This window comes from Thermosynechococcus sp. M3746_W2019_013, assembly GCF_015296045.1.
GTDB lineage: Bacteria > Cyanobacteriota > Cyanobacteriia > Thermosynechococcales > Thermosynechococcaceae > Thermosynechococcus.
In genome coordinates this window covers 37,099-56,273 of record NZ_DVDW01000017.1, presented here as the reverse complement: position 1 = coordinate 56,273, position 19,175 = coordinate 37,099, and the positions used below count along the sequence as shown (strand labels likewise).

Annotated in this window: 14 protein-coding genes and 1 tRNA gene; 6 read left to right on the top strand and 9 right to left on the bottom strand. The window is 53.9% G+C overall.

Features of this window, described 5'->3' with window-relative positions:
* Positions 1 to 4 precede the first annotated feature (4 nt).
* Positions 5 to 1,423 carry a sugar transferase gene (locus tag IGQ16_RS03350; RefSeq protein ID WP_297060244.1) on the top strand — a complete coding sequence of 473 codons (1,419 nt, stop codon included), beginning with the start codon at positions 5 to 7 and terminating at the stop codon, positions 1,421 to 1,423.
* Here the strand turns inward: IGQ16_RS03350 and IGQ16_RS03345 are convergent.
* Positions 1,367 to 3,961: an EAL domain-containing protein gene (locus IGQ16_RS03345; protein ID WP_297060242.1), complete on the bottom strand. Its 2,595-nt coding sequence runs from the start codon at positions 3,959 to 3,961 to the stop codon at positions 1,367 to 1,369. The two genes, IGQ16_RS03350 and IGQ16_RS03345, sit on opposite strands and share 57 nt — an antisense overlap.
* Before the next feature lie 224 nt (positions 3,962 to 4,185).
* Between IGQ16_RS03345 and IGQ16_RS03340 the strand changes: the two genes are divergently transcribed.
* Positions 4,186 to 5,637 (top strand): pitrilysin family protein, encoded by a 1,452-nt coding sequence (locus IGQ16_RS03340; protein ID WP_297041623.1) that lies wholly within the window; start codon positions 4,186 to 4,188, stop codon positions 5,635 to 5,637.
* A 296-nt stretch (positions 5,638 to 5,933) separates the two neighbouring features.
* Positions 5,934 to 6,071, top strand: coding sequence for a hypothetical protein (locus tag IGQ16_RS03335; protein WP_225871770.1), 138 nt, complete (start codon positions 5,934 to 5,936; stop codon positions 6,069 to 6,071).
* A 35-nt stretch (positions 6,072 to 6,106) separates the two neighbouring features.
* Here the strand turns inward: IGQ16_RS03335 and IGQ16_RS03330 are convergent, their stop codons facing one another.
* Genes IGQ16_RS03330 through IGQ16_RS03315 form a run of 4 tightly spaced genes read right to left on the bottom strand, consistent with a single transcriptional unit; the run spans position 6,107 to position 10,274 of the window.
* The gene (locus IGQ16_RS03330; RefSeq protein WP_297060240.1) at positions 6,107 to 6,493 is read right to left on the bottom strand and encodes a GxxExxY protein; all 387 of its coding nucleotides are present in this window, start codon (positions 6,491 to 6,493) and stop codon (positions 6,107 to 6,109) included.
* On the bottom strand, positions 6,490 to 7,431 hold the full coding sequence (locus IGQ16_RS03325) for a GDP-L-fucose synthase (RefSeq protein ID WP_024124096.1): 942 nt from the start codon (positions 7,429 to 7,431) through the stop codon (positions 6,490 to 6,492). Before IGQ16_RS03325 ends, IGQ16_RS03330 begins: the two co-directional genes overlap by 4 nt.
* A 2-nt stretch (positions 7,432 to 7,433) precedes the next feature.
* Positions 7,434 to 8,513 (bottom strand): GDP-mannose 4,6-dehydratase, encoded by a 1,080-nt coding sequence (gmd, locus tag IGQ16_RS03320; RefSeq protein WP_297060238.1) that lies wholly within the window; start codon positions 8,511 to 8,513, stop codon positions 7,434 to 7,436.
* Positions 8,514 to 8,516: 3 nt separating this feature from the next.
* Positions 8,517 to 10,274 carry a TolC family protein gene (locus tag IGQ16_RS03315; RefSeq protein ID WP_297060235.1) on the bottom strand — a complete coding sequence of 586 codons (1,758 nt, stop codon included), beginning with the start codon at positions 10,272 to 10,274 and terminating at the stop codon, positions 8,517 to 8,519.
* 226 nt (positions 10,275 to 10,500) lie between these two features.
* On the opposite strand from IGQ16_RS03315, the gene IGQ16_RS03310 reads away from it, so the two are divergent.
* The 3 genes from IGQ16_RS03310 (at position 10,501) to IGQ16_RS03300 (ending at position 11,557) form a co-directional block, all read left to right on the top strand.
* Positions 10,501 to 10,592: transfer RNA gene (locus tag IGQ16_RS03310), tRNA-Ser, on the top strand.
* Positions 10,593 to 10,618: 26 nt separating this feature from the next.
* A complete protein-coding gene (ndhS, locus tag IGQ16_RS03305; protein ID WP_157869622.1) occupies positions 10,619 to 10,951 on the top strand; it encodes a photosynthetic/respiratory NAD(P)H-quinone oxidoreductase subunit S in 333 nt (110 codons plus the stop codon).
* Positions 10,952 to 10,954: 3 nt separating this feature from the next.
* A complete protein-coding gene (locus tag IGQ16_RS03300; protein ID WP_024124093.1) occupies positions 10,955 to 11,557 on the top strand; it encodes an HAS-barrel domain-containing protein in 603 nt (200 codons plus the stop codon).
* On the opposite strand, the gene IGQ16_RS03295 is transcribed toward IGQ16_RS03300, so the two are convergent.
* The 4 genes from IGQ16_RS03295 to IGQ16_RS03280 all read right to left on the bottom strand — a co-directional run bounded on the left by IGQ16_RS03295 (position 11,541) and on the right by IGQ16_RS03280 (position 19,120).
* Positions 11,541 to 12,206, bottom strand: coding sequence for a cytochrome b/b6 domain-containing protein (locus IGQ16_RS03295; RefSeq protein ID WP_297060233.1), 666 nt, complete (start codon positions 12,204 to 12,206; stop codon positions 11,541 to 11,543). The genes IGQ16_RS03300 and IGQ16_RS03295 overlap by 17 nt on opposite strands.
* Positions 12,207 to 12,208: 2 nt before the next feature.
* On the bottom strand, positions 12,209 to 13,039 hold the full coding sequence (locus tag IGQ16_RS03290) for a M48 family metallopeptidase (RefSeq protein WP_297060231.1): 831 nt from the start codon (positions 13,037 to 13,039) through the stop codon (positions 12,209 to 12,211).
* 209 nt (positions 13,040 to 13,248) lie between these two features.
* Positions 13,249 to 17,232, bottom strand: a complete 3,984-nt coding sequence (locus IGQ16_RS03285; protein ID WP_297060229.1) for a DNA-directed RNA polymerase subunit beta'' — start codon at positions 17,230 to 17,232, stop codon at positions 13,249 to 13,251.
* Positions 17,233 to 17,251: 19 nt separating this feature from the next.
* Positions 17,252 to 19,120 (bottom strand): DNA-directed RNA polymerase subunit gamma, encoded by a 1,869-nt coding sequence (locus IGQ16_RS03280; protein WP_024124089.1) that lies wholly within the window; start codon positions 19,118 to 19,120, stop codon positions 17,252 to 17,254.
* Between the last annotated feature and the right edge of the window lie 55 nt (positions 19,121 to 19,175).

Below are 19,175 nucleotides of genomic sequence, written 5' to 3'. Positions count from 1 at the left end.
GATAATGCGTTCGCAAGCTTTTCTCCGTGATCTTCGGGCACCCCGCTGCCGTTGGAGGGGGCTGCGCTCAGAAACGGCTTTTGCCCTGCTGCTACTGACCAGTGACCTCGGGGGGCTGGTGTTGGCTTGGAAATTGGGCTTACAACTCAATCGCTTCTATGCGCCCTTGCCCCCTGATTTGGCAGGGTGGTATTGGTGGGGATTGCCCAGTGTCTTTTGGCTGTTTGCAGCGGGTCTGTTGTTTTTGATTGCTGTGAGTGGGCTGTATCATCCGCGCGGCCATTGGAAAAATTATTTGCGCCTCGCCAAGGTATTGAGCTTGGGCTACCTGTTGGCGCTGGCGATCGCCTACTTCTATGACCCCAAAGTGGATTTGCCGCGCTCACTGTTTTTTAGTGCTTGGGGCCTAAGTGTCGTGTTGGCCGTGATCTTGCGCCTAGGGGTAAGTTTGGGCTTCAAAATGTTCACCCTGCGGCGCCCCATACGGGCGTTTCTGGTGGCCCCCCCAGAGCGGCAGGAGTATCTGAGCGCCCTGCTGGAACAACGCGCCAACTACAAAATTGTCGGCAGTGCGATCGCTGCTATGGCCAACGAACCGCAAACCTTGACGGAGATTCTCAACTGCCAAGCCCAAGAGGTGATCGTAGAAGGCCTCCCCCCCGCCCACCTCGCCTCAGCACTCTATTGGCAACTGCGCCAAGAGGGCATTTCCCTACGGTTGATCCCCTCCAGCTTGGAAATGCTTTACCGACGGGGCGCCCCGGAAATTGTGGCGGCTTTGCCCACCCTGCGGGTAGATATGACCTATCTCAATGGCTGGGAGTATCGGCTGAAACGCTATTTGGACGTGATTTTGGCCCTCATTGGCCTTGTGGTCCTGGCGCCCCTATTTGTCGTGGTGGCGATCGCCATCAAACTCACCTCCCCAGGTCCTATCTTTTTTCGCCAAGAGCGAGTGGGACTCCATGGACAAGTCTTTCAGATGTGGAAATTTCGCACCATGCGTGCCGATGCACCGCAACTCCAAGCCCATTTGGAGGCACAAAACGAATCCGCCGATGGCATTCTCTTCAAGGTAAAAAACGACCCCCGCCGCACCCGCCTCGGCAGTTTTCTGCGCAAAACCAGCATTGATGAGCTGCCCCAACTGTTGAACGTCCTCTGGGGAGATATGAGCTTAGTGGGACCCCGTCCCCTACCCCTGCGGGATGTTGCCCGTTTCCATTCCTGGCATCATATTCGCCATCAGGTGATGCCCGGCATTACGGGGCTGTGGCAAATTTCTGGCCGCTCTCGGATTAGCAATTTTGATGAAGCGGCACGCCTTGACCTTTACTACATTGACAACTGGTCCCTGAATCTGGATTTAGAAATTCTTGTGGAGACTCTGCGTATTGTGCTCTTCGGTACTGGGGCGTACTAGAGGCGGTAAAGATTGTCTCGCTAATAATTTTTCCACCTGCAGCGCCGAGAGGGGGCGGGCAAAGAAATAACCTTGGCCATAGTTGCACCCTAGGGCTTGCAGGACACGACACTGTTCGCGGGTTTCGATGCCCTCCGCCACCACCTTTAGCCCCAAAGAATGTGCCAGCATAAGAATGGTATGCACAATTGTTGCCGAAGATTCCTCACAATTGAGGCCAGAAATGAACGTGCGATCAATTTTAAGGGTGTCAATGGGAAAGCGGTGCAAATAGCTCATGGAAGAATAGCCTGTGCCAAAATCATCCATGTACACGGGGATGCCCATGGCCCGAATTTCCTCAAGGGTGGCGATCGCCACCTCCTTGTTATCAATGAGAATCCCTTCAGTGACCTCAAGGCAGAGTCGCTGTGCTGGAAATCCCGTTTCCGCCAAAATAGACCTTAACTTGGGCAGCAGATCCGCCTGTTGAAAATGACGTCCACTGAGGTTGACACTAATCCTGAGTCCACGACTGCGGGGAAAGACCACTGCCCAGCGCTGCATTTGGCGGCAAGCCTCTGCCATGACCCACCAACTGATGGGTAGGATCAACCCCATCTCTTCGGCCACCGCCATGAATTCGCCAGGGGAAATGATGCCCCGTTCGGGATGTTGCCAACGCAGCAGCGCTTCAAAACCCACAATCTTGAGCGTTGATAGATCAACAATCGGCTGATAGTACACCAAAAATTCCTCACGCTCTGCCGCCTGTCGCAGCTCCGTTTCCATTTTCATGAGGGCTATCGTCTGGGCACGCATCGTCATACTAAAGACCTCGTAGCGAGCCTTGCCAAGGGATTTGGCGCGGTACATAGCAGTATCGGCATCCCGCAGTAGGTCCTCAGGGGTCTGACTGTCCTCGCTCGGAAAGGCAATGCCAATACTGCCACTGGTAAAGATTTCACGGCCTTCCAGCAGAAAGGGACGGCCCAGGGTGTTCAAAATTCGTTCTGCTACTTTCATCGCCTGGGCTGGATCAGTGAGGTCTTCTAGCAGAATCGCAAATTCGTCGCCACTAAGGCGGGCGACCGTATCCTCAGGGCGAGTACAAGCCCTCAGTCGCTGGCCAATGCCAATCAGGAGTTGATCCCCAGCTAAGTGCCCTAGGCTATCGTTGATCACCTTAAAGCGATCCACATCTAAAAACAGCACCGCAAAGAGGGAGTTAGGACGCCGCTGGCGGCGAGCAATGGCTTGGGTCAGATGGTCTACAAAGAGAACGCGGTTGGCCAGACCCGTCATGGCATCGTGGAGGGCATCGTGAAGAATTTGCTCCTGAATTAGGTGGTACTCCGTGACATCGGTCATGGAACCTCCCATGCGGTAGGGCTGACCCTTCTCGTTGCGCAGGGCTTTTCCCCGCGATCGCATCCAGCGGTAACTGCCGTCGCGATGCCTTATCCGAAATTCACAATCAAAGTAAGGACGGGTGCCGAAGAGGTGCTCCTTTATGTTCAGGCGCAACTGCTCTAGGTCATCGGGGTGGACTCGCCGCCACCATTCCTCGATGGTGGGTTGGAGGGTACCGGCAGGCTCCCCAATCAGCAGCTCCCAGCGGGGAGAATAGTACACGGAGCGATTGCTAATGTGCCAATCCCAGAGGCCATCATTGGCCGCTTCAGCCGCCAGAGCATAGCGTTCCTCACTAATTCGCAGGGCCAGTTCTGAACGTTTGCGCTCCGTAATGTCAGTGAGGTAGCAGCGAATTAATTGGCTCTCCCGCAGCATATGGATCGTCACTTCGTAGGTGCGATCGCCAACATTGATTTCCTCGACGGCAAATCGCTTTTCCTGCAACGACCAGCTTTTGAGGCGCGATAGCAGCGGATGTTGCCCATCCAGTTCTCCTAGATCGGGAAATTCCTGAATCGCCGCTGGATTGAGGTAGGTGAGTTGACCATTGGCAGCCAGTTCAATAATGGGATAGGGACTTAACTCTGGAAACGAGGATAACCGCAGCAGTTGAATTTCCGTCACCTCTGACATTTCACTGCTGCTGAAGGCAGTTCCCCAGGAGGCCACCGCTTGATCTGGAAGGCTACATCTTTCGAGGGCGCGCGTGTAGCGATCGAGCCCTGAGTCAGAAATGTCAGCGATCACGTGGTAGCGGGCGCGCACATCACCCCCAAAGACAATTACATCTCCATGCTGAAGAATGTGGGACTGGCAGGGCTTGCCATTGACAGTCAGACCATTGACACTGCGCCTTCCTTGGAGGTCACCATCAATGAGGCGAAAGAAAAAGTTACCGCTGCTAGAATCCAACATCCGTAGCAAAACCGCGTGCTGACGGGAAATCATTGGCGACTTAAGCACAATCCTATTGCTGGGGTGCCGCCCAATGGTATAGGTGCCAGCTTCCAAGTGAATGGTACGCCGGCCTTCGCGATCCTGAATGACAAGGAGATGGCGCCATCTCTGCGGCAGATCAGACTTCACATCAATGGCCTCGGCAAGGAGTACTTGAGGGAATCGTTTTTGCTTAAAGCTTACCAAATCCCACCCGTTTTGGTAGCAGACAGAATACTGCGATTCCTATTCTAGGGGTTGAAGTTTGATCCTGTTTCCAGAAAATTTCCCTGACTCTGATGCAATCTTTTCTTGACACTGCCTAGAATGAGTTAACCATTCTTTAAATTCTTAGAGTCATTTTTGCTGACTGTTATTGATACTGAGTGAGCTTCACTCAATTATCTTGTTCTTAGCCGCTGCTGATTCCCATGATGGCTGTCTGTCTACAACTGTGCCGCTCATTTGGGCGATCGCTCTGTCTTGGTGTTTTATCTGCGCTGCTGCTATGGTTGATCCCACCCTCCCCGGCAATGGCCATGACCCCCAAGCACTACACCGAATTGACCTTTCCCCCATTACCAGAACTGCAAGTACCGGCCTATGAGCGCCGTCAGTTGAGCAATGGCATGGTGGTCTATCTCCTTGAGGATCACGAGTGGCCTCTAGTGCGGGGAACTGTGATCTTTCGGGCAGGTAGTCGCTGGGATCCACCGGCGCAGGTGGGTTTGGCAGAAATCAGCGGCGATCTAATTCGCACAGGGGGCACCCAAGCCCACCGGGCTGCTGCAATTGACGAATGGTTGGAGGATCGGGCGGCATCTATTGAATCCGGCGTCGGCAAAACTTTAGGACGGATTAATTTCAACAGTCTTAAGGAACACAGCGAGGCAGTACTGAACCTACTGGCGGAAATGCTCCAAGCCCCAGCAGTAGAACCAGAGCGCTTTGAATTGGCGATTCGGCGCCGCCAGGGAATTATTCAACGCCGTGATGATCAACCCAATGCCCAAGCAGAACGGGAATTTTACAAGCTGATTTATGGCCCTAAGAGTCCCTACGCCCGCACTCAAGAGCTAGAAACACTTGCCAACATTACCCCTGCCGATGTGCAGCAATTTTACCGGACCTATCTGGCTCCCTCCCGCTGCATTTTGGGGTTGGTGGGCGATTTTGATGCCTCGGAAATGGGCGATCGCCTGGCGGCAATTTTTGGCCCATGGCAGGATCCGCCGAACTTACCGCCCCTGCCTCCCTTGCCGCCAGTGACGGCTGATACCTCCCCAGCAACAGTGGTAATTCATCGGCCCCATCTCTCCCAAAGCTACATCTATACCGGCCAATTGGGGGGAACCCTCAAGGATCCAGATGTGTTTACCCTTTATGTCCTCAATGGAGTTCTCAATGGCTTTGGCGGGCGTCTTTTCAATGAAGTGCGATCGCGCCAAGGGTTGGCCTATAGTGTCTATGCCGCTTGGAGTCCGGAGTTTGACTATCCGGGGGTGTTTTATGGTGTCGGCCAAACCCAAACAGAGACCACAGCCAAGTTTCTCAGCGCCCTCCGCCAGGAAATTGAGCGATTGCAACAGGAACCGGTTGGCTCAGCAGAACTAAATTATGCCAAGGACAGCATTCTCAACTCATTTGTTTTTAATTTTCGCGATCGCCTGCAAATTCTAAATCGCCTCTTGCGCTACGAATACTATGATTTGCCGAAGGATTTTATCTTCCGCTATCAGCAAGCTGTCAAAGCAGCAACCGCGGCGGATCTGCAACGGGTGGCACAAACCCGCTTAAAGCCAGACCAATGGCGTACCCTAATTGTGGGCGATCGCGTCCCCTGTCCCACAACCAATTGCCAACAACGACAACACCCAGCCTAAGGGCGCAACCAACTTTGACATTCAGCATATGGTGCAGGTGCGTCAAGTGAAGCAATCATCACTAGACTATCGATACAGACCTTTCTGAAATTTTATGACCAGACCGACTGCACCCTCCTCGGATACCTTGCCCCCCCCGCATCTGGAGCAACCGACTCACCGTGGCAGCCCTCCTGGTGGCAGTGGTTAATCGCGGCCTTGAGTGGAACCGTCGAAATCGAGAAACAGATCGCTTGGCACAAGCAGAGCCTTAAAGAAAAGAATTACAGAAGAGCAACGAAGAATGATTGAAGAACATGGCAGAGGCAGAACGAGCAGCTTGCCGAGCTAGAATCGAAGCTAAACGCCATCTTGCACTCCTAAACTTTTTGGTTGACGCCTCGCCCCCCAATCAAGAGGTGCTGATGCCGGTGATTGCCCTACTGGCTCAGTAGCGGGCAAGCCTTTAGGAGAGGGGAATTCTGAAGGATTAAGAACTTAGGTTTACCTCAATGATTTGTGGCCGATCTGCTGCTGTGGAAGCAGGAAAATTGATGACAACCCCCACAGGAATCTTCAGGGTCGCCATGTACTTCCTGAGTTGCTTGACTTCCTTATCGCCAATATTCTGAACAGCTTTGAGTTCAACCACAACAACCCCTTGGCCATTGTCACGGACAATGAGATCGGGAATAGCTTCCCCTACAAAATAACCGTGAAAGAAAATCGGTACCTTGCGTTGTTCTTCGTACTCAATTTGCCGTTCCCGCAGGGCAACCTCAAAAGCTTTTTGGTAGATCGCCTCGCTAAAACCACTTCCTAATTCTTGAAAGATGTCTTGGGCAATCTCCTGAATCATCTGGAGCCAGTCCTTCATAGGGATGTAGCGTGCTGACGGTACCAAGAAATTGTACGTTCTAAGCCTTCTTTAAGGGAAACCTGGGCACGAAAACCAAAGGCCTCCTTTGCCCTAGTGGTATCGAGACAGCGCCGGGGTTGACCATTGGGCTTATCGGTTTGCCACTGAATTTGACCTTGAAACCCCATCAGTTCACAGATTAGAGCCACCAGATTTTGAATGGTGATCTCCTCACCGGTGCCAAGGTTAACAGGATCGGGATCATTGTAGGCTTGGGTAGCCATGACAATGCCGCGGGCAGCATCCTCCACATAAAGGAATTCACGGCTAGGAGTGCCATCGCCCCATACGGCAATCCGAGAATCCCCCTGTTGCTGGGCAGTATGCACTTTGCGAATCAAGGCAGGAATCACATGGGAACTCTCAGGATCAAAGTTATCTCCGGGGCCATAGAGGTTTACCGGCAGAAGATAAATACCATTAAAGCCATACTGCTGCCGATAGGCTTGCAGTTGCACGAGAAGGGCTTTCTTAGCAATGCCGTAGGGAGCGTTTGTTTCTTCGGGATAACCGTTCCAGAGATCACTTTCTTTGAAGGGAACGGGGGTAAATTTAGGATAGGCGCAAATCGTCCCCACACAGACGAATTTTTCCACGCCAGCGCGATGGGCACAGTCAATGAGTTGGGCCCCCATGATCAAATTGTCATAAAACAGCTCGGCGGGCTTGGCTTGATTGAGACCAATCCCTCCCACATGGGCAGCAAGGTGAATGACAATATCTTGGCCTTGAACCACAGCTTGACAAGCGGACAGTTGCCGTAGATCGTAGTCGCGCGATCGCACCACCGTAATTTGCTCAGGGACGGCGCCAGCTACCTGCAACTGTGCCACCACATGGCATCCCAAAAATCCTGCCCCTCCTGTAACGAGAATTCTTTTTTGACTCAAATCCATGGCTAGTCTGCCTTACTGATAAACTGTCGCTGCGCAATGAGGTCCAGCACGGTGTCGGAGCTGGTTTTGGGAGTGGTTCCTTGAATCCCCACGGCATGGAGATCCGCTTCCACCATCAGGGCCACCAGCTCAGGAAATGTAACCGAGGGCTGCCAACCCAATACTGTTTTTGCCTTAGTGGGATCTCCCAAGAGTAGATCCACCTCCGTGGGACGCAGATAGCGGGGGTCAAATTCCACGTAATCCTCCCAGTTCAGACCCACATACCCAAAGGCCAGCTCGAGAAATTCCCGCACAGAGTGGGTTTCCCCCGTGGCCACCACATAGTCATCGGGTTGCTCCTGTTGCAGCATCAGCCACATGGCACGCACATAGTCTTTGGCGTAGCCCCAGTCCCGTTTGGCGTCTAAGTTGCCCAAATAGAGCTTGTTTTGCTGGCCAGCCACAATGCGGGCAACGGCACGGGTAATTTTGCGGGTCACGAATGTTTCACCCCGCCGCGGGCTTTCGTGGTTAAAGAGAATGCCATTACAGGCAAAAAGGTGATAGGCCTCGCGATAATTGACCGTTTGCCAATGGGCATAGACCTTGGCACAGGCATAGGGACTGCGGGGATAAAAGGGCGTCGTTTCCCGCTGCGGTACCTCCTGCACCAGGCCAAACATCTCCGAAGAACCCGCCTGGTAAAACTTCACCTGTTTGCCGGTGCGCTCTTGGTATTCGCGAATGGCCTCTAGGAGCCGCAGGGTTCCCATGGCAACAGTTTCAACGGTATATTGGGGGGCATCAAAGCTTACCCGCACGTGGGATTGTGCCCCCAGATTATAAATTTCATCAGGTTGGCTAAGTTCGATAATGCGCCGCAGGGTGCCGCCATCGGTGAGATCGCCATAGTGTAGGCGCAGAGTAGCCCCCTCTTGGTGGGGGTCAACGTAAATGTGGTCAATGCGATCAGTATTAAATGTGGAGGTGCGGCGAATAATGCCATGCACTTCATAGCCTTTCTCTAGGAGCAGCTCACTGAGGTAGGAGCCATCTTGGCCAGTGATACCGGTGATCAATGCCCGCTTGCGATCGCCCATCCGTTATTGCCTTCCTCCTAAACCTGTGCGTTCTGGATAACCCACGGCCCGCTTTAACGCTGCTAAAGAGCGATTGTAGTCCAAAATAGCTGCAAGCAGATTGCCTTGGGCTTGGGTCAAATTAGCTTCGGCGTTAGTCACTTCCTGTTGAGTCCCCACTCCCGCTTGGAAGCGCAACCGCGCTAGGCGCAGTCCTTCAGTGGCTTGGGTAGCAGCAGTTTGGGCAGTGGCAATGTTTTTCTCGTTGGCCTTGAGATTGATGTAGGCTGTTTCCACCTCAAGGCGAATGCTGTCCTTTTGGTTGGCATACTGTTCCTCGGCACTGGCTGCAAGGGCTTCTTGACGAGCGGCACTTGCCCGGGCATTGCCACCATCAAAGAGGGCTAGTTGCATTTGCAGCCCTACCCCATAGCCAAAGCGAGGGCCTAGATCATCTGTGACTTTGTCCAGCATATTGCCACTGGCAAAGAGACTGAGTTGAGGGCGGGTAGTAGCTAAGGCCAGTTGACGATTGCTTAGGGCAATGCGACGCCGCAGCAGTTGCTGCTCTAACTCCACACGGTTCTGATAGGCAAGGAGAATACTGTCCTCAAGGGAAAGTGACCATTTCTCAGCGGGTTCAACGCGCTCAGCGATCGCCACGTCCACCATCTGATTCACATTCAATCGCTGTGCCAACTGTCGGCGGGTCGTGATTTCCAAATTGCGCGCTTGATTCAAGTTTTGCTGCGCATTGGCAAGGTTCACCTCGGCCGTGAGGACATCCAATAGCGTCCCAATCCCTGCTTGCTCAAAGGCGGTGGCATCCCGCAGGGTCACCTGGGCATTGGCTACTGCTGCTTCAGCGATTTGTACCTGCACCTTGGCCTGTTGCGCCAAATAGTAATCGTTTGTAACATCCAGGATGAGTTGTTGGAGTTGGCGTTGTACCTCCAGTTCACTGAGGCGCACTTGGTCGCGAGCCGCTTGAATGGCCGCCGATCGCCCTCCCCCAGCAAACAGGGTATAGTTCATCACGAGTGCTGCGTTGGCAGTGGCGCCAGCGGTGGCACCAAAAAGGTTAGTGAAAAAATTTCTGTAATTCAGTTGATTCACAGGTGCCAAGGTAATTCGGGTAACGTTGGGGGGGGTTGCAGCTTGGCTGGCACTGTTTTGCAGTTGCTGGAGTTGCTGTTGCAGCTCAAGGTTTTGCTGATCTGAAAATGCCGTTAGTTGGGGGCCTTGAAATCGCTGTTGGAGCCGTTGCACCTGAGTATTCAAAAGACTGCTGGCAGCCAGTTGCTGAGCCAGAAGCTGTTGCTGAGTTTGTTGCTGTTGCTGCTGTTGTAAAGAGAGCTGCTGCTGAAAGTTGAGGGGGAGGTAGGCGGGCTGGCCGCCGGGGGTAGTATTTTGGCCAATGCTAGCTTGAAAGGTCAGGGTGGGATAAAGCTGGGCTTGCACCTGTCGCAGTTGGGCCTGTGCCTGTTGTAGTTGTAGCTCACTAATTTGGAGACCAATGTTGTTGCGAATCGCCACCTCAATCGCTTGCTCTAGGGTGAGGGCTTGATTGAGATCAATGTTGAGCGTCTCAGGAAGCGCCAGTTTATCGGGATTGGGATTGAGAGGCGTGAGGGCATCCGCCGCTGGGGCTTGAGAAGACGCCTGTACCACTGGAGTAGTTTTGGGTGCAGCTTGAGCGAGGCTAGGCAGCGTCACAGGGGCAAGTGCAAGGAGTCCCGACAGCAGCATTTTGGGGAGATTCAGGGCAAAATCATTCAACATGGGAACTTAGAGTGCAACCTGCTCAAGTTAGCGACGGTAGAACTGCGCCTAAGCACTGGTGAAGATTGCCAGCATCCAGCCATTTGCTTCACTCCCACAACACACCCATTCTGCAAAACTCTAGCATGGATTCTCAGTTGCGATCGCCTGCTAGAGCCGCCGCCGCAGACCACGAGGATTGAAAAGGGGGATAAAACTGATCTAGAATAGGGAATCTGCCAAATCAGGAGAGGTGGCTGAGTGGTCGAAAGCGGCAGATTGCTAATCTGTTGATAGGCAGGTAACTCCTATCCGAGGGTTCGAATCCCTCCCTCTCCGTTAAAGAAAAAGAAGTTAAAGAAAATATGATCAAGCCAATAACTGACCCTTATCCTTTGCTCTCCCTGAGCAAAGCCCGAATGGGTCAAGGGCAGGAGATAATAAACTCACATAAACAGCTTTGGGATAAAACGATGGCCAGTGACTTAATAATAACGATTCTCCCCGGCATGACCGTGAAGGTCACCAATCCCAACGATACTTATTACCAATTTCAGGGGATTGTGCAGCGGGTCACAGACGGCAAAGTAGCAGTGCTCTTTGAAGGAGGAAACTGGGATAAATTGGTTACTTTTCAGGCCAGCGAGCTAGAGCCAGTGGTGAGCACGCCCAAGAAAAAAGCGCAAGCCAAAAAGTAAACGATGGCGTGGCGATCGCCTCCCCCCCAGCCCTTTGCTGAGATTATCCAGACAGCAACGGATCACTGCATTGCCCAGTGCCACGAGCCCGCTACCCTAGATTTTCCGGCTGTGCCTGCCCTGGGCAGTTGGGTGCGCATCCCGGAAAGCGATCGCGTGATTTATGGCATTGTTGCCTACGTAGTCACGGCGCCCATTGACACAATTCACCGTGCCACCGCCTTGGGGCTATCCCTAGAGCAACTACGGCAAGAGCAGCCCCATATCTTTGCCATGTTGAAAACCGAGGTCACGATCGCCATTGCTGGCTTTCAGGAAAGGGAACACTTTTATCACCATTTGCCCCCCCACCCACCCCAAATGCACCAGCAGGTCTATGGGTGTCCCCCGGAGGAGGTGATTGCCTTCAGTGGCACATTGACCTTTTTGCGAACCCTGTTGACCCTGCGCTATGGTCCCGGTGATGCCCTGGTGGCCGCAACCCTCCGTTCCTTGTATCAACTCCGACAGCGCGATCGCCAGTGGCTAGTGCAGGCAGCCCAATACCTGAACCAACTCCTCAAGGATGACTACGATCGCCTGCGGGGCATTATTGAGCAGTTATGATAGCCGGCAAGACAAAAGCCGCCCCCGTTGCCAGCAAAACAATGATTTCTAGGCCGAGCAACAGAGGACTGGCAGGTTTAAGCCTACCGCCCCGCCACCAGTTCCTGACCCGCCGATCCTCTGGCCGGATTGCAAAACTGAGCATTGAAACTAAAAGTGGCTGCCCCCCCGCCTTTGCCCCTAGAATGAGGTGAGCCAGCAAACTCAGGAGCACCACACTCCAAGCCGCTAAATGAGCTAAGTACCAGCCTCGATTGAGCTCCCCTGCGGGCAACCACTCCTCTTTCATCATCCGCCCCGTGATCAGGGCAAACGTGACGGCCACCAGCATTAGGGTATTTGCTAACCGATGCCAAGCAAGCCAATTCCCTTGGGAAAGTTGCGCCAAGGATTTTTTGTACAACAGCCGGCGATCGCCCCAATGGAAGCAGTAAAGGGCAAAGCAGGGGAATAGCAATAGCAGCACCAGGGCAATTGTACCGTGGAGGCCTTGAATATCGGGAATCTTGGGTAGGGGCAGTGATCCCCAGCGGCCATCGTAGGTGTTATAGACCCAAAACCCTGACAGGAGAGCAAGGAGCACCAAAATCGCAATTGCCCCGTGGACAAGGCGCAGGGAAAGGGGTTGATAGGGAATAGGTTTGGCCATCGTTATTCGGAAGCAGGGTGTAATTGCTTGACGAGGCGATCGTACTGCTGCGTTTCCGCCCAATCCAGAATTTCCCGTGCCCGCAGTACCGGTAGCGGGTGGGTCAGCTGCGCGGTCTGTAATTCTTTGAAAAGCCCATACCAGCCCCGATCGGCCGCCTCATAATCCCGCGCTTGGGCAATAAAGGCGTCGAGATTCAGGCGATCGCTCCACTGTGGCGAACCTCCAGAGAGTTTCATCAGAACTGAAGCAACAATACGGGGGTCGCAGGTCACCAATAGGGCAGCGCGATCGCAGGTGAGTTCAGCACAGCGAAGCCAATGCAACAGTTGCATTTGCAGTCCCTGGGCCAAAAGCAAACCCCAAGGAGACAATTGACTGGTGGCCAACAGCAACAGGTTGGCGACGGTCAGATAAACCCCATGTTCACATTTGAGGTGACCCAACTCATGGGCTAAGACCGCCTGTAATTCCTTGGGTGTCAGCAGTTCCACGAGCGCCGAGTGCAGGACCACAAAAGGCTGTTTGCCCTGCATAGCAAAGGTGTAGGCATTGGCAACGGGGTGTTGTTTGAGATACAACTGGGGCGGCTCTAGGCCTAAAATACGACATGCTTCCAGATGGAGGGCGTAAATCTCTGGCAATTGCCGTTCACTCAGGCGCAGGCTACTGCCAATGTTCTCCAGGTAAAAGGCCTGCTCCGCCACCGAACCTAAAAGCGATCGCACGAGAATATCTAACCCCGGCAGTTGCTGGAGTGCTTGGGTGGCCTCGCGATCGCGGGGATGACGAAACTGATCGGCCCTCAGGCTGGCAGACGCTGGAACAGGCATGAAATCGTAATTTTTACCTTGACCCCTCCACCGCCAATTTTAGAGTATGGCACAGACTTCTCGCATCCCTGCAAAAACATTCTGCGCTTTCTGCGCTGGCATGCTCTTCTCGCCTAAGACCCAAAAAGCTACGGCGAGGGCACCGACAACCTCCTACTGGATTGGGTGCCAAGTCCTACCGTAGCCTTCTTTAATCAAGGGAATTTTAGTTAGAAGGCATCCTCCTCCTCTTCATCCCCATAGTCATCGTCCTCGTCTGCGAGTTCGTCCTCCTCATCCTCAACATCACTGCTGGCGAATTCAAAATCGCGAGCCCCTCCCGTAATCTTTTCAATCACATGGGGTGCGGTTTCATCATCAATGAGGACATCTTCACCAAGGTCAGCAGTCACATTGACCGTCGTCATCTTTGGTGATTCAGGTTCGGGGCTGATAACGTGGGTTTGGCCCAAGCGATCTTCACCCTCTTCCCACTCTTCATCGCCGTTGCCACTTTCCTCGTAGCTGTTGAAGCCGGTACCCGCTGGGATGAGACGGCCAATGATCACGTTTTCCTTGAGTCCCCGCAGCCAGTCGGACTTGCCTTCAATGGCCGCTTCAGTGAGTACCCGGGTCGTCTCTTGGAAACTGGCGGCTGAAATGAAGCTATCGGTATTCAGGGAGGCCTTGGTAATCCCCAACAGAACAGGGGTATATTGGGCGGGTGCACCACCGGTAAGCGCCATGGGTTCGTTGGCTTGTTCCGCCTGACGCAGAGTCATGAGTTCACCGGAGAGCAGGATTGTATCGCCCGCATCGTCAATCCGAACCTTGGAGGTCATCTGGCGGACAACCACCTCAATGTGTTTATCGGCAATCTCAATACCTTGGCTGAGATACACCGACTGCACCTCGTTGACCAAGAAGGATTGCACCTTCTCAAGGCTAGTTTGGGCAGCTTTGAGCAACCCTTGGGGTTTGTAGTACTCAAAGTAAATTGAGAGGATGTCGTGGGGATCCACAGGACCATCGGTGAGGGGGTCAGCAAGATTGACCTTTTGACCATCCACCACCAAGGGGTTTTGGCCCGGCAAGACAGGGTATTCCTGAATCGTGCCATCCTCTTCAATGACTTTGATGTCTACGCTGTCGTCACTGTTGTAGGTGACTTGACAGGTGCCGGGGCGCACCGCCAGTACGCATTTTTCCTTGGGATGGCGAGCTTCAAGGAGTTCTTCAATCCGAGGTAACCCCTGAATGATGTCACCCGTTTTCGCCCGCTCAAACACCAACAGCGCGAGGTTATCCCCCCGTTGCACAAGGTCGCCCTCTTCAATTTGCAGCACGGCCCCCGGCGAGACCAGGTAGGGACGGGCCAAGCGCAGGATCATGTGGTCATCGGCCACTGCCATGACAGCGGCAGTTTCAGGAGCGGTGACCCCTTTGGCCAGTTCATCGCCAGGACGCACCAGATCGCCAACTTTGACGGTGGGCTTGGCACCATTGGTCTGTACCCGCAGGCGATCGCTCTCAGTAACGACCAGAATGCGGCGAACAGATTCACCACTGCGCAAGATTCCCTGCACCTCACCCGCTTGCTTGGCTTTAATGTCCGTGCGGGCAATCACAGCACCGGGGCGAATGTGATCACCATCTTTGACCAGAAGGGAGGTAAAGGTGCTCCCTTGGGTCTGATCCGCAGCAATGTCACGGCGAATAACCAAGGACTCCAGAATCACCAGTTGGAGGCGCTGGGCTTCTGGATCCACCTCATCCGTGACAATTTCAATGTCAGCAGCCAGTTGTGGGGCTTCGCTGCCAATTTCAAGGACTAACTGCGTCCGCAGCAGATCAACGCCATCAACGGATTTGACCCGCTCATCGTGTTTGTAGGGCAACCGCTGCACGGCCCGCAGGCGAATCGACTGCCCTGAATTATCACTGGAGTCCTGACTGGGTACCGATGGCTCATCAGGAACGTTAAATTCTTGAACGGGGCGCAGAAGAATCGCTGGTCCTTCGGGGGTGTCCTCCAGATAATCTACTTGCGAGAGGGCTTCGACCACAAGGCCGGGGAGGACCTCTTCACCGGGACGGGCCAAGATGCCATGCTTTAGCCGTGCAGCTTCCGGATCATCCACAAGGTGAAGTTCACCGGGCTTAATAATAATTTCCCGCAGGATGTCGTTTTTCTGGATGACTTCGACAACACCGCTGTTTTGACAGAAGATGTCCTTGACAACCTCAGTCCCCGCTTCGACGTATTGGTTGTCCTCCACCATCAGCAGGGAAATATCCTTGTTCACTTCATGGGTTTCTTCGGGAATCCATAGGAGGGTCCCCCCTTTGAGGACTTCATAGCCCTGCTTGGCCTTACCTTTTTTGGCCACTTCGATGTCGGCGTATTTGAGGATACCGCCCGTCGTGGTGTGGTAGCGATCGTCAATCAGCTCAGCCACCACTTGGCCATTGGCCACCTTGGTGCCAGGAGCTGCCTTCAGGGAAAAGCGCTGGCCAGTGGCGGTCTCAATAATGTAGTGCTCGCGTCCCTGCTGCGTTTCCTTGAGCACTTTCGCTTTATCCAGCATCACCGAAGCGGTAATAATTTCCACCTCGCGACTGCCTTTGCTGTCCTGTTGTTCAGGAAGACGCACCACACCTCCATGCTCGGTTTTCACAGTGGTTTCTGCAAGCACGGCCCCCGCTTCAATGCGATCGCCATTCTGAACAACCGGCTCAGCACCAGGGGGCAGATTATACACTTCCCCAGACAGTACCCAAATTAACCCACCCTTGGGGGCAATGCGCGTTGTAGTGCCTTGGCGATCGCGCTTCTCCTCCACTTCGAGGTTGACGAACTTCACTTGACCCGCCAAATCCGAGGCCACATCCTTAGTTACTTTCTCCGTGGACTTACGGACACTGCGGGAGGCCTGGGCCACTTCCGCCAATAATTGACCCGCTTCGACGGTTTCGCCATCCGCCACCAGGACAATTGACCCTTGGGAGAGGTCAAATTCTTGACTTTGCTGACCGCCTTTGATCACAAGCTTGCCAGCGGTTTCGACAATAAAGGCATCATCACCGTGGCGAGTGCGGTAGGGACGCACCCGCAATTTCTTGCCGTACTCCACCGTACCGGCAAAGGGAGCGCGCTCTTGGCGGGCCACTTCCCCGGTAAACACCCCGCCGGTGTGGAACGTGCGCATCGTCAATTGCGTGCCGGGTTCGCCAATGGATTGAGCAGCAATAATGCCCACCGCTTCTCCCATGTCCACCAGTCGGGCATGGGCAAGGCTCCAGCCGTAGCAAAGACGACACACAGAGCCAGTGGCCTCGCAGGTGAGGGGCGATCGCACCACCACTTCTTCAATACCAGCATCAACAATTTTCTTAGCGATATCAGCGGAGATGGCTTGATTTTTGGCCACCAGCACTTCGCCCGTTTGCGGATGGCACACATCATTGAGGGCCACCCGACCCAAAAGGCGATCCTGTAGCGTCAAGACCTTATCCCCCACGGTCATACTGCGCAGCGTAATGCCTCGCTCCGTTTCACAATCCTCTTCGCGGATAATCACATCTTGGGAGACATCCACCAAGCGCCGGGTCAGGTAACCGGAGTCCGCCGTCCGCAGTGCCGTATCCACCAGTCCTTTGCGCGCACCGTAGGAGGAGATAATGTACTCCGTCACCGTCAGACCTTCGCGGAAGTTGGTTTTAATCGGCAGGTCAATGATTTCCCCTTGGGGATTAGCCATCAAACCGCGCATGCCCACTAACTGGCGCACCTGCGAGAGGTTCCCCCGCGCCCCGGAGAAGGCCATCATGTACACGGAGTTGAGGACATCAGTATTGCGGAAGTGCCGCACCACCTCGTTTTTCAATTCTTCGTTTGTGCTGTTCCAAGTATCAATGACCTTTTGGAAGCGTTCCACCTCCGTGATTTCACCCCGCGAGTAGCGCTCCTGAGCGGTTTTAATTTCCCTTTCTGCCGCTGCGAGGAGTTCCTGTTTTTTGGGGGGCACCAGCAGGTCATCAACACTGATGGAGACGCCGGCGCGCGTGGCATAGTGAAAGCCCAGGTCTTTGATTTTGTCGGCCATTTCCGCTGTGCGGGCAGTGCCAAAGTTGCTAAAGGACCAAGCAATCAGGTCCCGCAAGCCTTTTTTGTCAATGATGCGGTTAAAGAAAATAGGCTTTTTCTCAGTCATGGTGTTGGGGTCTCCCAAATTAACTGGCTAGGGCTTCTTGAATCGTTTGGTTGTAGATAATGCGACCGGGGGTGGTGCGGATGTATTGGGAAATCCGTTGACCGTTGGCATCCTCCTTGATCCGACGCAGGGAATACTCCAGCAAACGGGAGCCATCTTCATAGGTCGTAATCTGGGGTTCACTGGTGTCGCCATCGTCCACCTCACCGTCGTAGCGCACCCAAACAAAGGCATGGAGAGGCAAGTGCCCCTGTTCGTAGGCCATGACCACGTCTTGGAAGTTGGCATAGTAGCGATCGCTATAATCCGGCAGCTTAGGATTTTCTGCCGTCAAGTAATAGCAGCCCAAAACCATATCTTGGCTGGGGGTAATAATTGGCTTGCCCGTGGCCGGCGACAGGATATTATTCGAGGCTAGCATCAGCATCCGCGCCTCCGCCTGGGCCTCAATCGAAAGGGGCACGTGCACCGCCATTTGGTCACCGTCAAAGTCGGCGTTGAAGGCAGGACACACCAAGGGGTGCAGTTGAATCGCCCGCCCTTCCACCAGAATCGGCTCAAAGGCCTGAATCCCCAAACGGTGGAGTGTCGGCGCACGGTTGAGCAGCACCGGGTGACCCTCAATGACCTCCTCCAGCACATCCCAAATTTGAGGATCATTGCGCTGGATCATGCGCTTGGCCGCCTTAATGTTGTTGACAATTTGTTGGCGAATCAAGCGGTGAATCACAAAGGGCTGAAAAAGTTCAATCGCCATTTCCCGCGGCAGGCCACACTGGTGCATTTGCAGTTTTGGCCCGACCACAATCACCGACCGACCAGAGTAGTCCACCCGTTTCCCAAGCAGGTTTTGGCGGAAGCGTCCCTGTTTCCCCTCAATAATGTCGGACAGGGACTTCAGAGGACGGTTATTGGCACCCACCACCGTGCGACCGCGACGACCATTATCAATCAGGGCATCCACCGCCTCTTGAAGCATCCGCTTCTCATTGCGGACAATAATCTCGGGCGCCAGAATCTCTTGCAGGCGGGCGAGGCGGTTGTTGCGGTTAATGACACGGCGGTATAAGTCATTAAGGTCAGAGGTGGCAAAGCGCCCGCCATCTAACTGCACCATTGGCCGCAGATCCGGTGGAATCACGGGAATCACGGTCAGGACCATCCATTCCGGCTTGGAGCCAGTGGCAATAAAGTTATCAATGACCCGCAGGCGTTTGATGAGCTTGGCGCGTTTTTGCCCCTTAGAGTTGAGGATTTCCTGCCGCAGTTGGTCGGCCTCCGCTTGCAAATCCAAATCCCGCAGCAGGCGTTGAATGGCTTCAGCCCCAATGCCCACCTCAACACCTTCTAGCTCCGAGTCCTCCCTATAGATCTCCTCTTCGATTTCCTGCCACTGATCTTCACTCAGGAGCTGCTTGTAGCTGAGGTCAGGGTGATTGCCTGGATTCAGGACTACATAGGAGTTGAAATAGACAATTTGCTCCACATCCCGCAGGGGCATATCCAGCAGGATTGCCATGTAGCTGGGAATCCCCTTTAGATACCAGACATGGGTAACTGGGGCAGCCAACTTAATGTAGCCCATGCGATGGCGGCGCACCCGTGATTCGGTGACTTCAACGCCGCAGCGCTCACAGACAATGCCGCGATGGCGCACCCGCTTGTATTTACCGCAGTGGCACTCCCAATCCTTAGCAGGGCCAAAAATCCGCTCGCAGAAGAGGCCATCCATCTCCGGCTTGAGGGTGCGATAGTTAATAGTTTCTGGCTTGGTTACCTCGCCCACCACTTGACCGTTGGGGAGAGTGCGCTGTCCCCACTGAATGATGCGCTCGGGTGAGGCCAGAGACACTTTTACATAATCAAAGCGTTGCTCGAGTCTGGGCATAAGCTCACAAATCCTTTGGCAGTAAATGGATCAGGGGGGCGATCGCCCCCAAACA